The following is a 13,296-nucleotide window of genomic DNA, read 5'->3' on the forward strand; positions in this document are numbered from 1 at the left end:
TTTGATGGGAATACGCCTATTTTTGATCGTTCGCTCAAAGAAGCATCGAATCGGCCCTTTTTTGGCAAAAAGCTCTGTAAAAAAAGGCATTTTTCATCGGATTCATCTTAGATAATTCGCAATTAAATAGAGAAACCCGATTTGCTTTTTGAATGACTTTGGCTAATGCATGAAATAAAAAAAGCGTCCCGGAGGACGCTTTTTATGAAAATTAATTCGTTCGGGAATTATTACAGCACGTGAACAGATGCTGTGTTGGTGGTTCCGCTTGGTACCAGCGCACCAGAAACCATGACCACAACGTCGCCTTTCTGTGCCAGGCCGCTTTCCAGCGCCAGCGCTTTACCCTGAATGTAGAAATCGTCGGTAGACGCGATTTCTTTCACCAGATGCGCAACCACGCCTTTGCTCAGCACCAGCTGACGGGCAGTGGTTTCGTTGGTGGTCAGCGCCAGGATCGTCGCGTCCGGGAAGTATTTACGGACTGCGCGAGCAGATTTACCGCCCTGGGTGGCAACCACAATCAGAGGCGCTTCCAGTTTCTCAGCGGTTTCTACCGCACCGCGGCAGACTGCTTCGGTAATACGCAGTTTGCGGCTGTCATTGTTGAAGTCCAGACGGCTGGTCATCACGCGGTCAGTACGTTCGCAAATGGTCGCCATGATGCCAACGGCTTCCAGCGGGTATTTACCTTTCGCGGATTCGCCGGACAGCATGACTGCATCGGTACCGTCGAGGATGGCGTTAGCCACGTCGCCAGCTTCTGCGCGGGTTGGGCGTGGGTTTTTTATCATGGAGTCCAGCATCTGCGTTGCGGTGATAACCACTTTACGCGCGCGAACACACTTCTCGATCATCATCTTCTGCGCGAAGATAACTTCTTCAACCGGGATTTCAACACCCAGGTCACCACGTGCAACCATGATGCCGTCTGATGCTTCGAGGATTTCGTCGAAGTTGTTCAGGCCTTCCTGGTTTTCGATTTTGGAGATGATCTGGATCTTCTCGCCGCCGTGCGCTTTCAGGTGCTCACGGATTTCAACCACGTCGGAACGTTTACGGATGAAGGATGCCGCAACGAAGTCGACGCCTTGCTCGCAACCGAAGATCAGGTCTTGTTTGTCTTTTTCAGCCAGGGCTGGCAGCGCAATGGAAACGCCTGGCAGGTTAACGCCTTTGTTTTCACCCAGGTCGCCGTTGTTCAGCACTTTACAGATAACCTTGTTACCTTCGATGGCGGTCACTTCCATGCCGATCAGGCCATCGTCTACCAGCACGGTGTTGCCAACGGACAGGTCGCTGGTGAAACCTTCATAGGTGACCGCAACGATTTCGTTGTTACCGACAACAGTCTTGTCAGTGGTGAAGGTGAAGGTCTGGCCCGCTTTCAGAGAGACGTCGTTACCGCCTTCCAGTTTGATGGTGCGGATTTCTGGACCTTTGGTATCCAGCAGGATGGCTGCTTTTTTACCGGTCTTGCTCATCACGTTGCGCAAGTTCTGGATACGCTGACCGTGTTCAGCATAGTCACCGTGGGAGAAGTTCAGACGCATAACGTTCATGCCGGCGTCCAGCATTTTGCTCAGCATCTCTTCAGATTCGGTTTTCGGGCCGATAGTACAAACAATTTTCGTCTTTTTCATGACAGTCTTAGTCTTTAAGTTGGGAAGGATATGGAAATCTCGCTCCGGGGGCGCACCGCCGCGGAGTCAAACCTGTGTTGCAAAAGAGTATATGACACGCACTAAGGATAGGAGACATCAAATGAGCGTGCAGAAGAAAGTGTGCCTGAGTGACAGCCCAACGAAGGAGAGGAGTAGTTGTACGTTGTTTTTTGTATTCCAAGCGCTGAAACCATTCACCAGGGATTAGGCGCGCATTATACGCTGATTTTAAGATAAAAGGAAAATGAAAACAGCGTTTCAAAAATAATCTGTGCAGATCCACATGAGATTGTTATCAAGGCGTTAAGGTTAGATGACATCTTATCGCGGCAGGTGCGTGACCTGCCGCATTTTGCTTAGTTTTTCAGCGCCTGGCTGAGGTCGGCAATCAGGTCTTTGGCATCTTCAATGCCCACGGACAGGCGAATCAGCTGCGGTACGATGCCGTTGGCCAGCCGCTGCTCAAGCGGAATCGAAGCGTGAGTCATGCTGTAAGGCTGGCTGACCAGACTTTCCACGCCACCCAGGCTTTCGGCGAGGGTGAATAATTTCAGTGAGCGGATCACCTCTGTGGCCCGTTGCGCATCGCCTTTCACCACCAGAGAAATCATGCCGCCCGGCAGCGCCATCTGCGTGCGGGCAAGCGAATATTGCGGGTGTGATTCCAGCCCCGGATAAAATACCTTTTCGACCTGCGGCTGTTGCTCCAGCCATTGCGCAATGGCCAGCGCGTTGGTGCTGTGCTTTTCTACCCGCAGCGACAGCGTACGAATACCGCGCAGCGTCAGGAAGCTGCTAAACGGATCCAGTACACCGCCGACCGCGTTCTGCAGGTAGGCAAGCTTGTCCGCCAGCGCGGCGTTATTTCCCACAACCGCCAGTCCGGCGACCACGTCCGAGTGACCATTCAGGTATTTGGTGGCAGAGTGCACGACGATGTCGAAACCCGTTTCCAGCGGGCGATGGATGACGGGCGACGCGAAGGTATTATCGGCCACGCTGATGACGTGATGACGACGGGCGATGTCGGCGATAGCCGCCAGATCCGCCAGTTTAAGCAACGGATTGGTTGGCGTTTCAACCCATACCATTCGCGTATCCGGCCGGATGGCGGCTTCAAGACCGGCCAAATCGTCCGGCTTGACCCAGCTCACCTGCAGGCCGGTGCTACGTTTACGCACATTTTCAATCAGGCGCCAGGTCCCGCCGTAGACATCGTCAATGGCGACGATATGGCTGTCTTTATCCAGCAGTTCAAGCACGGTAGAGATGGCGGCGAGGCCGGAAGCGAAGGCATAGCCGCGGGTCCCGCCTTCCAGTTCGGCGATGGCGGTTTCCAGCGCATGGCGGGTCGGATTGCCGCTGCGCGAATATTCATAGCCGGTGTGCTCGCCGGGTGACGGTTGCGCAAACGTGGAGGTGGCGTAAATTGGGGGCATGACCGCGCCATGCCGATCGTTAAACTCACCGCTGTGTACGCTCAGGGTTGCCAGATTTTTCATCATGTATTCCTTTATTGCTGAAGACGGTTGCGCCAGGCGGTAAGAACATCGCTGCGCGTAATCAGGCCCAGGAAGCGGTCATTGTCATTAATGACCGCCACCAGACCGCGATCGAAAATGGCGTTCAGGGCGCTTTCCGGGGCATTTTTATCGAGGAACTCCACCTGACGGGTCATTGCCGCGGTCACGGGAAGCGAGAAGCGGTCGCCATCGCCACCGATATGGCGCAGAAGATCCCACTCGTCGATGATGCCCACGACCTGACCGTTCTCCAGGACCGGCAGCTGGGAGATGTCATACAAACGCATCCGCGCCAGTACGGTGGAGAGGGTGTCATCCGGCGCGGCGATGACGGTTGCGCCTTCATCGTGGCGCAGGGCAATGTAGTCGGAGAGATCGCCAGCCGGCGGCCGGGAGATCAAACCCTGCTGGCGCATCCAGTCATCGTTGAACATCTTTGAGAGATATTTGTTGCCACTGTCACAGGCGAAGGTCACAACCCGTTTCGGGGTGGTCTGTGCCTGGCAATATTTCAGCGCAGCCGCCAGCAGGGTGCCGCTGGAGGAGCCTGCCAGGATGCCTTCCGTTTTCAGCAGCTCGCGGGCGGTGGTGAAAGCCTCGCGATCGGTGATGCGCCAGGCTCGATTCACCCCTTCGATGTGTGCCAGCGGAGGAATAAAGTCTTCACCAATCCCCTCAACCAGCCACGAGCCCGCATCCTGATAGCGTCCCGTTTCTACCTGATCGGCCAGGACCGAACCGGCCGGGTCGGCCAGCACAAATTCAGTCTGCGGTGAGTGCTCAGCGAACCACGCCTGTAGCCCACCCAGCGTCCCGCCAGACCCCACGCCGACGACGATGGCGTCAATCTTACCGTCAAGCTGTTCATACAGTTCAGGCGCGGTGGTGGTGCGGTGCGCCAGCGGATTGGCTTCGTTATTAAACTGATCGATGTAATACGCCCCCGGCAGTTCATTCGCCAGACGTTGCGCGTAATCCTGATAGTAGGCAGGGTGGCCCTTATTGACATCGGAGCGGGTCAGTACCACCTGAGCCCCCAGTGCCCGCAGGTGGAAAATCTTCTCGCGGCTCATTTTGTCTGGCACCACCAGGATCAGCGAATAGCCTTTCTGCGCGGCGATCAAGGCCAGGCCAAGACCGGTATTTCCCGCCGTCGCCTCAATGATGGTACCGCCTGGCTGGAGCTGGCCGTTGCGCTCCGCTTCGTTAATCATCGACAGTGCAACGCGGTCTTTAATCGAACCGCCCGGGTTCTGGTTTTCCAGCTTCAAAAACAACGAGCAGAGACCGGTATCAAGCTTATGCAGCTGGATAAGCGGGGTGTGGCCAATCAGTTCGGTGACGGAGTGGTAAATCGTCATGGTGTTTTCCTTTCAGGAGGTCATGACAGGATGATAGGGCGGGGAAATTAACCCCTTAAAGAATCCTTCACTCCGTTTTAGAACAGAAAAGAATATAAATGCCGTTTTTGGATGGAGGGATAGTAAGACGTAAAGTGCTCTGGATGTGAGGATGGCTATATCAGTCAAAAATGCTGCAAAATTAACCGTTTTCATCAGGTGATGACCCGCTGATATGCACATACCAGATAATCATTTCTGAAATTGGTCTAAATGCCTGCCGGCGCGAAAACCGCTATTTATTCCTGCAAGTTATAACAAATTCCTTTTTGTTCATTTAAAAGGTGATAACGCCTGTTTACTATCATTTGGACATCCATACTGCTAAACCGCCATGCGCGGGACGGATTACACATAAGAATGATTGTACTCAGCAATATTTCGAAGGTTTTTGACAACGGGAAGGTTGCACTCACAGCCGTTGATAACGTCAATTTGACGATAGAGCAGGGGCAGATATACGGCATTATCGGTTACAGCGGCGCGGGTAAAAGTACTCTTATTCGTTTGCTGAATGGACTGGAAAAACCCACTCGCGGCAGTGTGACCATCAACGGACAGGACATTTCTGCCGCAAAGGGCGAAGCACTGCGCCAGGCACGTCTGAAGATCAGCATGGTCTTCCAGCACTTCAATCTGCTTTGGTCGCGCACGGTGAGTGAGAATATTGCGTTCTCAATGCAAATCGCCGGTGTGCCAAAAGCCGACATTAAGGCCCGCGTGGCCGAACTGGTCGATCTCGTTGGGCTGAAGGGACGCGAGAACGCCTATCCCTCGCAGCTGAGTGGCGGGCAAAAACAGCGTGTGGGGATTGCGCGTGCATTGGCCAATAACCCCGACGTATTGCTTTGCGATGAAGCCACGTCAGCCCTCGACCCGCAGACCACCGATCAGATCCTCGATCTGCTGCTGGACATTAACCGCCGCTTCAGGCTGACCATTGTGCTGATCACGCACGAGATGCACGTGGTGCGCAAAATTTGCGACCGCGTGGCGGTGATGGAGAACGGCAAAGTGGTGGAAGAGGGGGAGGTGCTGAGCGTCTTTACCCGTCCGCAGCAGCCTATCACTCAGCAGTTCGTCCGCCAGGTGAGCCAGTATGCCGAGGAAGAGACGTTTAATACGGAGCTGGCAGCTGATCTTGAAGGTAGCGTCATCAGGTTGACCTTTACGGGCCACAGCACCCATAAGCCGATCGTGGGCGAGCTGACTCTGCGCTACGGCCTGCCGTTTAACATTCTGCACGGAAAAATGACCCAAACGGCCCACGGCGTATTTGGGCAACTCTGGGTACACGTCGTGGCATCGGATGAACAACTGAGCAATATCCTCGCCGACCTGAAGCACAGCGATATTGAAGGCGAGGTAATTAAACATGGCTGAGACGCTTTTTCCTCATCTGAAGTGGGAGCAACTCTGGGCGGCGACGCTGGAAACGCTGTACATGACTGCGCTTTCCGGCGTGGCAACCTTTGTTCTTGGGATCGTCCTTGGCCTGGCGTTGTTTCTAACCGCGCGCGGCGGGTTGTTCCACAACCGCGCGGTCTACAGCGTGATTTCAATTGTGGTGAACGTGTTTCGTTCTATCCCGTTCATCATTCTGATTGTGCTGTTGATCCCGTTCACGAAAACCCTTGTCGGCACCATTCTTGGCGCCAACGCGGCGCTGCCGGCTCTGATTGTCGGTGCGGCACCGTTCTACGCACGCCTGGTCGAAATTGCCCTGCGTGAAGTGGACAAGGGGGTTATTGAGGCCACGCGCTCAATGGGCGCACGACTGAGCACCCTGGTGTTTCGGGTTTTACTGCCGGAGTCATCACCTGCACTGGTATCAGGTATTACGGTAACGCTGATTGCGCTGGTGAGTTACAGCGCCATGGCGGGGGTGATTGGCGCAGGCGGTTTGGGAAATCTGGCTTATCTGGAAGGATTCCAGCGCAACCATGGCGACGTCACGCTGGTGGCGACGGTGACCATTCTGATCATCGTTTTCATTATCCAGTTCTGCGGCGACGTCCTGACCTCACTGTTAGATAAACGATAATCTCTAATAACACACAGGAACCATCATCATGAAAAAAACACTGACACTGATCGCCGCAGCAACCCTGAGCGCCCTGAGCTTTGCCACCTGGGCTGATACCCTGACCGTGGGGGCATCCAACACGCCGCACGCCGAAATTCTGGAGCAGGCGAAGCCTATCCTGGCGAAGCAGGGTATCGATCTGGAGATCAAACCTTTCCAGGACTACATTCTGCCCAACACCGCGCTGGCGGGTCATGATATTGACGCTAACTATTTCCAGCATATTCCTTACCTGAACAGCGTGCTGAAAGATCACGCCGGTGATAAGGATTATGATTTTGTCAGCGCGGGCGCGATCCACATCGAGCCAATCGGGATCTACTCCAAAAAATACAAATCCCTGAAAGATCTGCCGCAGGGCGGCAAAATCATCATGCGTGATGCTGTATCTGAAGAGGGCCGTATTCTCTCTATCTTCGAAAAAGAGGGGGTGATCAAACTGAAGCCGGGCATCGACAAAGTGACCGCGCGTATCAGCGATATCGTGGAAAACCCGAAAAAACTGCAGTTTACGCCTAACGTGGAAGCCTCTCTGCTGCCACAGATGTACAACAACGACGAAGGTGACGCGGTCGTGATTAACGCCAACTACGCGATTGATGCGGGCCTTGATCCTGTACATGACCCGATTGCGGTAGAGAGTGGTGAAAATAACCCATATGCCAACATCATTACCGTTCATCGTGGTGACGAGAAGAAGAAAGATATCGTCGCGCTGGTGAACGTTCTGCACTCCAAAGCGATCCAGGACTGGATCCGCACCAAATACAAAGGCGCAGTGATCCCGGTAAACAACTAATTTATTGATTTTACGAATGAAGCCCGGCGGGACTCTCGCCGGGCTTCTTTTTTGTATCCGGGCGATGAATCATTTAAGCTGAGAGTTTAGGGCAATGGAGTGATGACGATGGGTAATGTGACCAAAGACGAAGCGCTGTATCAGGAGATGTGTCGGGTGGTCGGGAAGGTCGTTCTGGAGATGCGTGATTTGGGGCAGGAGCCGAAGCATATTGTCATTGCGGGGGTGCTGCGTACGGCGCTGGCGAACCAGCGCGTAAAACGTAGCGAGTTAACCACCCAGGCAATGGAAACCGTGGTCAAAGCGCTGGCCGGTTGAAGCGCCAGCGTTTCGCAAGCTGCTCAAGGGAGCAGCAGAGCAGGTAATAGACCACACCCGTAAAGATAAAAATGGCTGCCGGGTAAATTTGCACCCGGTTGTTCACCTGGCCGGCCACCGTGGTGAGCTCAGGGACATTCACAATAAACGCCAGCGACGTATCCTTCAGCAGGCTGATAAAAATCCCCACCAGTGACGGCAGAATATTGCGCATCGCCTGCGGCAGCAGCACGCGCGACAGCGTTTGCCGGGTACTGAAACCCTGAGACAGGGCGGCCTCGTACTGCCCTGACGGTAAGGCGCTGAGTCCGGCCAGTACTGAATGCATAACCGAGGCCGCGGTAAACCAGGCCAGGGCCAGCGTGACGGTGAGCGCCCCCGGGAGATCGCCGCCGGTGATGAGCGGCAGCAGATACCACATCCAGAAAATCACAAAGATTAGCGGGATCCCGCGAATTAATTCCGCCCATACAAAGAGCGCCTTGCGCACAAGCCCCGTAAAACGCCAGGCCAGGCACGCGAGAGCAATTCCACCGGGCAGGGCGAGAGCCGCCGCGCCCAGCGCCATCAGCAATGAGAGCAAGACCCCGCCAGGCTCCCCAACTGCCGCACGTCCCCAGAGCAGGTAATCCAGGTTATCGGTAATGACATTAAGTCCGGCAAGCATGGTTTCCCCTCCCTGAGATTGGGCCGAGGCGCACCAGCACCGCCCCCATCAGCATACCGGTAAGCAGGTACAGGACGGTGCCGACGGTAAACGCCTCCAGCGCATGGGCGTTGTAGCTTTCAATCTGTCTCACCTGATAGGTCAATTCGGCAAAGCCAATGCCGCTGGCGAGCGATGAGAGTTTCATCAGATTGAGATACTGCCCGACAACGGGTTGCCAGGCGTTGGCCAGCCCTTGCGGCAGAAGGATGTAACGAAACAAGCGCCACGCGGAAAATCCCTGTGCGAGCGCCGCTTCCCGTTGCCCGGCAGGGACTGAACGTAGTCCCGATGCCACTTCCTCAATCAAGAAAGCCGAGGTGAATACGCCTAACCCCCATGCAGAGCATAAAAACTCGGGGGTAAACCACCAGACGTCACCGGGCAAAACGGACCAGCGGTGATCCGCATTCACGGCATCCCGGAACGCCTGCGGTAACCCGTTCCAGGCGGCGAAATACCAGAACAGCAGTTGCACCAGCAGCGGCGTATTGCGAAACAGCGACACCCAGCTACTGACGACCGCGTTCCCGACACGTCCACCCGTCAGGCGAAGAAGCAGAAAAAGCAGCGCGAGCAGGGTTGCCAGCAGCATCCCCGCGAGCGTCACCCACAGGGTGGTGAGAAATCCGGATACGATCCACTGCAGGGGCTGTCCGGTCAGCACGCCCTGCCAGTCAAGTGTGGGCATTAGAGATGCTCCTGATGCAGCGGGTTCAGGACTTTTTGCAGGAATCGCTGAGCGCGTGGGTGCGACGGTTGCCTGAAAAATTGCTCCGGTGGCGCGGTTTCAAGAACGTGCCCGGCGTCGATAAACACAATCCGGTCGGCAATTTCCCGGGCAAATTGCATCTCATGCGTCACCACAATCATGGTGATCCCGCTGTGCGCAAGCGCCTTCATCACGAACAGCACTTCGCCAATCATCTCCGGGTCAAGCGCGGAGGTTGGCTCATCGAACAGAATGATTTGCGGTGAAGAGGCCAGCGCGCGGGCAATCGCCACGCGCTGTTGCTGACCGCCGGAAAGTTCGGCAGGGAAATGGTGTGCTTTTTCCAGCATCCCCACCTTTTCCAGCAGTGCCAGCGCCCGCGCCTGAGCTGGCTGGGCCTTCCAGCCGTGAACATGCTCCAGCGCCAGCGTGATGTTTTGACTGGCGGTGAGGTGGGCGTAAAGATTGAACTGCTGAAACACAAACCCGACGCGGCTGCGCAACTGACGCAGCGCGGTACCGGAGAGCCGTCTGGTGGGTTTGTTATCGATCAGGATCTCGCCACCGCTCAGGGTTTCAAGCTGATTGATAAGCCGGATCAGGGTGGATTTACCGGAACCCGAAGGCCCGAGAATGGCCACCACTTCACCTGGCGTGATGGTGAGGTTAATGCCCTTTAAGACCTGATGGTTACCGTAATGTTTCTGCACATCGCGAAACTCGACGCTGGCGTGTTCCAGATGTGAAAAATCCGCGGCACCGGCCGCGGAGTGTGAAAAAAGCGCTGAGAGCATATTACTGAGCTTCTATTTTAAAGGCACGAGGCTGTGGGGAGGGGGTATCCGGACCGAACCAGACGTCATAGATTTTTGCCGCCTGACCGTTCTTCTCAAGGTTAACAAGCTCGTCGTTGACGGCTTTCAGCAGAGCGGTTTCGCCTTTTTTTACCCCCACGCCAATCTCTTCTTTGCTGAGCAGATCGGGCAGGATTTTAAAGTTCGCCTTGTCCGGCGCCTGCGCCAGCAGACCGGCCAGAATCGTACTGTCCTGAGTGATAGCCTGCACGTTACCGTTGCGCAGGGCCGTCAGCGCCAGCGGAATATCGTCATAAGAGAGCACGCGGGCGTGCGGGAAACGCTGGTGCAGCGCCTGTTCACCCGTTGTGCCTTTTACCGCGCCAATGCGCGCCCGGCTATAGGCCTCAAGCGTATCGGCAGCTTTTACCGGTACCAGGAACTGCTGGCCGGTCACGAAATAGGGAAGGGAGAAATCAACCACCTGCGCCCGTTCCGGGGTAATGGTGATATCTGCCACAATCAAATCCGCCTTACCGGACTGCAGGAGGGGAATGCGGTTAGCCGGGTTGGTGGCAACCAGTTCAAGCTTCACGCCAAGTGCACTGGCAAGCGCTCTGGCGAAAACGACGTCGTAGCCGACAATCTCATGGGTCTTTGCATCGATGGAGCCAAACGGCGGATTGGCATCAAAGGTGGCAACTTTGACCACGCCTGCGGCTTTAATATCCGCCAGTTGATCGGCCTGCACCTGCATTGAGAACAGACCGCCTGCCGCCAGTAAGCCCAGCACCAGTGTCCTTTTTTTAAACCCTTTCGTGTTTGCTGCCATAGTGATTGTTCATCCCGTTGTTTTTGTTTTACCCCGTTACGCTCCCATAAGCGAAAGCTCTCGCCAAATAAGAAATCGTTCTTTGCTATAAGCAAAAAAGCATTAGTGAACAAGGTGTTAATGGCGAGTAAAAGAATGGAGGGCTATTTGCAAATCCTGCACAACGACAGTGGATTTTGGTATTTCCCCTGTGCGGGTGTTGGGTGTTTAACTTAGGTCCAGTGAAGCGAAAGGGGGAAAGACGATGAAAAAGTGGATAAACACGTTACGGCGGTTTTTTGCGACCCGACCAGCGAATGCGGAGAACAGCGCGCAACGTGTTCTTGAGTCCGTACTGCCTGTCGCCAGCCTGTATGGCGTGGACGTTGCCAACATTGATCCGGAGTGGTTCCATGATAAAACGTCACGCTGAACTGCGCCGCACGCGCGAAATGTACTGGAATGAGCTGTGCGAAATTTTGTTCTGACAACGGTTAACTGCTAATGTCGGCAGGATGAATCTCCTGACCCGTTAACGGAATGAATAACACTCTTTTCAGGCGCACGGTTATTGTCTGGCTGCTGGCGTGCCTCATCAGCGGCGTTTTGCTTTATGCCGAACAGATCCGCCGCCAGTTCTGGGAACGCGATCGTGAGTTTTCGACACGCTATTCCACCCTTAGCGCCGTGCTGACACAAAATGAATCTGTTTTGCCGTTACTCAACGGCGAGGAAGACCTCGCGGCCCTGCGCAAAAAATTCCCGCACATCCTCGCCCTTGAGAAAACCTCAGGCCGTGCGCTGAACGCCGCCCGTGTGGAATCGACCCGCGATTGTCAGTACTGGCTGTATAATCCCTGGCGTCAGATCCGCGTACTTATCGATCTTGCGCCGCTGCTCAGCACCCAACATACCTTTGATGCACTTGCCATTCGCTTCAATGACGCAAATAACGCGCCCCCTGCCGGGGCTTTCTGGCACTGGCAGCGGACCTTCACGCAACCCACACAACCTTTTACCCTTATGGCCACGGCAAAGCCGCACTGGCTGGCCGTCTCCTGGTGGGTATATCCGTTCCTGTTCTTCGGCTGGGCAGTGCTTATCGCCGCGGCCAGCCTGCTGCTCTGGCAACGGCGGCAGCGCCAGCACGCCGAACAGCGCGCACACTATTACCAGCATGCAAGGCTCAACACCCTGGGAGAGATCACCGCTGGGATCGTGCATGAGATTAACCAGCCGCTGACTGCTGTTCAGACCTGGATTCAGGGTGCTCAGCGCCAGCAACAGCAGGCGAATCCGCAGGCCGTATCGCAGGCGCTGGCTGCCGCGCTGGTACAAACCCAGCGTATCAGCGCGCTCTTAACCCGCTTTCGCGAACATGTGGTTCAGGAAAAAGTCACCTTGCGCGACATCGACCTGAAACCGTGCTGGCAGCAGGTGGTCGATCTCCTGGAACATGAACGCCGCTCTGAGCATATCGCGGTGAGCCATGCGTTCGCGGCAGGTGCCACGCGGGTTCTGGCAGACCGACTCTGGCTTGAACAGGTGCTGCATAATCTGCTCAGTAATGCCATTCAGGCCCAGCAAGAGTGCGCGCAAGGGTGGGTGAAAATAACCAGCGAGAAACGGGAAAACTGGATTTATATCACCATAACTGATGGCGGACCTGGCTTTAGCCCGGAGGCCTTGCAGAACGCCTTTATGCCGTTTTACAGCGGACGGACGGAAGGAATAGGGCTGGGAATGACGTTAACGGAGTCGTTGATGACGCGCATGAATGGAACAATCACGCTGGGCAATGCGCCCCAGGGCGGGGCGCAGGTCCGGTTACAACTGGCGAGTGGAGAGGTAAATACGCGTGGATAACACAGTCTGGCTGATTGATGACGATGAATCCATCCGTGAGTCGCTGGCCTTCTTACTCTCGGGAATGGGCTGGCAGGTCAATGGGTTTGAAAGCATTGACGCGTTTACGTCAGCGCACGGTGGGCGCGCGGCGCTCGTCGGCTGTCTGCTGCTGGATATGCGCATGCCGGGAAAAGGCGGGCTGACCTGGCTGGAGGAGGGCAAATGGCCCTGGCCGCTGCTGCCGGTTATCGTCATGACCGGACACGGCACCGTTGATGCCTGCCGCCGCGCCTTTCGCAATGGCGTCTTTGAGTTTTTCACCAAGCCGCTGGATGCCGATAAGCTCATTGAAACGGTAGGGCTCGCCTTCGAAGAGAGCCAGAGACGACTGACCCGCTGGCAAGAAACGTCGCGGATTAAAGCGCGTTTCGAACAACTGACGGCGCGTGAGCACGAGGTGCTGGCGGTGCTGATGGAAGGATGCAGCAATAAAGAGGTGGCCCTGCAGCTGAACCTCTCGCCCAGAACGGTTGAAGCGCACCGGGCCGCGGCGTTCGCCAAGCTTGGCGTGACCAGCCTGGTGCAGGCAATCCGCGATTACGACAAATTACAATCCGTATAACTACCAGGATAAT

At 55.4% G+C, this 13,296-nt stretch carries 14 protein-coding genes; 7 read left to right on the top strand and 7 right to left on the bottom strand.

Going from position 1 to position 13,296, the window contains the following annotated elements:
* Window positions 1-230 precede the first annotated feature (230 nt).
* The 3 genes from pykF to BJP35_RS14315 all read right to left on the bottom strand — a co-directional run bounded on the left by pykF (window position 231) and on the right by BJP35_RS14315 (window position 4,548).
* Window positions 231-1,643 (bottom strand): pyruvate kinase PykF, encoded by a 1,413-nt coding sequence (gene pykF / locus BJP35_RS14300; RefSeq protein ID WP_014169744.1) that lies wholly within the window; start codon window positions 1,641-1,643, stop codon window positions 231-233.
* A gap of 377 nt (window positions 1,644-2,020) precedes the next feature.
* The gene (locus BJP35_RS14310; RefSeq protein WP_041162559.1) at window positions 2,021-3,166 is read right to left on the bottom strand and encodes a PLP-dependent aspartate aminotransferase family protein; all 1,146 of its coding nucleotides are present in this window, start codon (window positions 3,164-3,166) and stop codon (window positions 2,021-2,023) included.
* Window positions 3,167-3,177: 11 nt separating this feature from the next.
* Complete coding sequence (locus BJP35_RS14315; RefSeq protein WP_047744536.1) at window positions 3,178-4,548, bottom strand: cystathionine beta-synthase; 1,371 nt, start codon at window positions 4,546-4,548, stop codon at window positions 3,178-3,180.
* A gap of 399 nt (window positions 4,549-4,947) precedes the next feature.
* On the opposite strand from BJP35_RS14315, the gene BJP35_RS14320 reads away from it, so the two are divergent.
* From BJP35_RS14320 to fumD, 4 genes are all read left to right on the top strand, one after another.
* Complete coding sequence (locus BJP35_RS14320; RefSeq protein WP_047744538.1) at window positions 4,948-5,970, top strand: methionine ABC transporter ATP-binding protein; 1,023 nt, start codon at window positions 4,948-4,950, stop codon at window positions 5,968-5,970.
* On the top strand, window positions 5,963-6,631 hold the full coding sequence (locus BJP35_RS14325) for a methionine ABC transporter permease (protein ID WP_025204366.1): 669 nt from the start codon (window positions 5,963-5,965) through the stop codon (window positions 6,629-6,631). The genes BJP35_RS14320 and BJP35_RS14325 overlap by 8 nt, the downstream gene beginning before the upstream one ends.
* Before the next feature lie 28 nt (window positions 6,632-6,659).
* Window positions 6,660-7,472, top strand: a complete 813-nt coding sequence (locus BJP35_RS14330; RefSeq protein ID WP_014169750.1) for a MetQ/NlpA family ABC transporter substrate-binding protein — start codon at window positions 6,660-6,662, stop codon at window positions 7,470-7,472.
* 108 nt (window positions 7,473-7,580) lie between these two features.
* Entirely contained in the window at window positions 7,581-7,790 is a 210-nt protein-coding gene (gene fumD, locus BJP35_RS14335) for a fumarate hydratase FumD (protein ID WP_014831602.1), read from the top strand.
* Here the strand turns inward: fumD and BJP35_RS14340 are convergent.
* Genes BJP35_RS14340 through BJP35_RS14355 form a run of 4 tightly spaced genes read right to left on the bottom strand, consistent with a single transcriptional unit; the run spans window position 7,771 to window position 10,834 of the window.
* Window positions 7,771-8,457 (bottom strand): amino acid ABC transporter permease, encoded by a 687-nt coding sequence (locus tag BJP35_RS14340; protein WP_047744540.1) that lies wholly within the window; start codon window positions 8,455-8,457, stop codon window positions 7,771-7,773. The two genes, fumD and BJP35_RS14340, sit on opposite strands and share 20 nt — an antisense overlap.
* Complete coding sequence (locus BJP35_RS14345) at window positions 8,441-9,187, bottom strand: amino acid ABC transporter permease (RefSeq protein ID WP_032681174.1); 747 nt, start codon at window positions 9,185-9,187, stop codon at window positions 8,441-8,443. Before BJP35_RS14345 ends, BJP35_RS14340 begins: the two co-directional genes overlap by 17 nt.
* Complete coding sequence (locus BJP35_RS14350) at window positions 9,187-10,002, bottom strand: amino acid ABC transporter ATP-binding protein (protein WP_047744542.1); 816 nt, start codon at window positions 10,000-10,002, stop codon at window positions 9,187-9,189. The genes BJP35_RS14345 and BJP35_RS14350 overlap by 1 nt, the downstream gene beginning before the upstream one ends.
* A 1-nt stretch (window position 10,003) precedes the next feature.
* A complete protein-coding gene (locus tag BJP35_RS14355; RefSeq protein WP_047744544.1) occupies window positions 10,004-10,834 on the bottom strand; it encodes an ABC transporter substrate-binding protein in 831 nt (276 codons plus the stop codon).
* Window positions 10,835-11,078: 244 nt separating this feature from the next.
* Between BJP35_RS14355 and BJP35_RS24450 the strand changes: the two genes are divergently transcribed.
* From BJP35_RS24450 to BJP35_RS14365, 3 genes are all read left to right on the top strand, one after another.
* Window positions 11,079-11,246 (top strand): hypothetical protein, encoded by a 168-nt coding sequence (locus BJP35_RS24450; protein ID WP_014169756.1) that lies wholly within the window; start codon window positions 11,079-11,081, stop codon window positions 11,244-11,246.
* A 107-nt stretch (window positions 11,247-11,353) separates the two neighbouring features.
* Entirely contained in the window at window positions 11,354-12,679 is a 1,326-nt protein-coding gene (locus BJP35_RS14360; protein WP_063925048.1) for a sensor histidine kinase, read from the top strand.
* Complete coding sequence (locus tag BJP35_RS14365) at window positions 12,672-13,283, top strand: response regulator transcription factor (RefSeq protein ID WP_086463347.1); 612 nt, start codon at window positions 12,672-12,674, stop codon at window positions 13,281-13,283. The genes BJP35_RS14360 and BJP35_RS14365 overlap by 8 nt, the downstream gene beginning before the upstream one ends.
* Window positions 13,284-13,296: the final 13 nt, after the last annotated feature.

Origin of the sequence: Enterobacter sp. J49 (assembly GCF_002148625.1) — a bacterium.
GTDB classification, from domain to species: domain Bacteria; phylum Pseudomonadota; class Gammaproteobacteria; order Enterobacterales; family Enterobacteriaceae; genus Enterobacter; species Enterobacter ludwigii.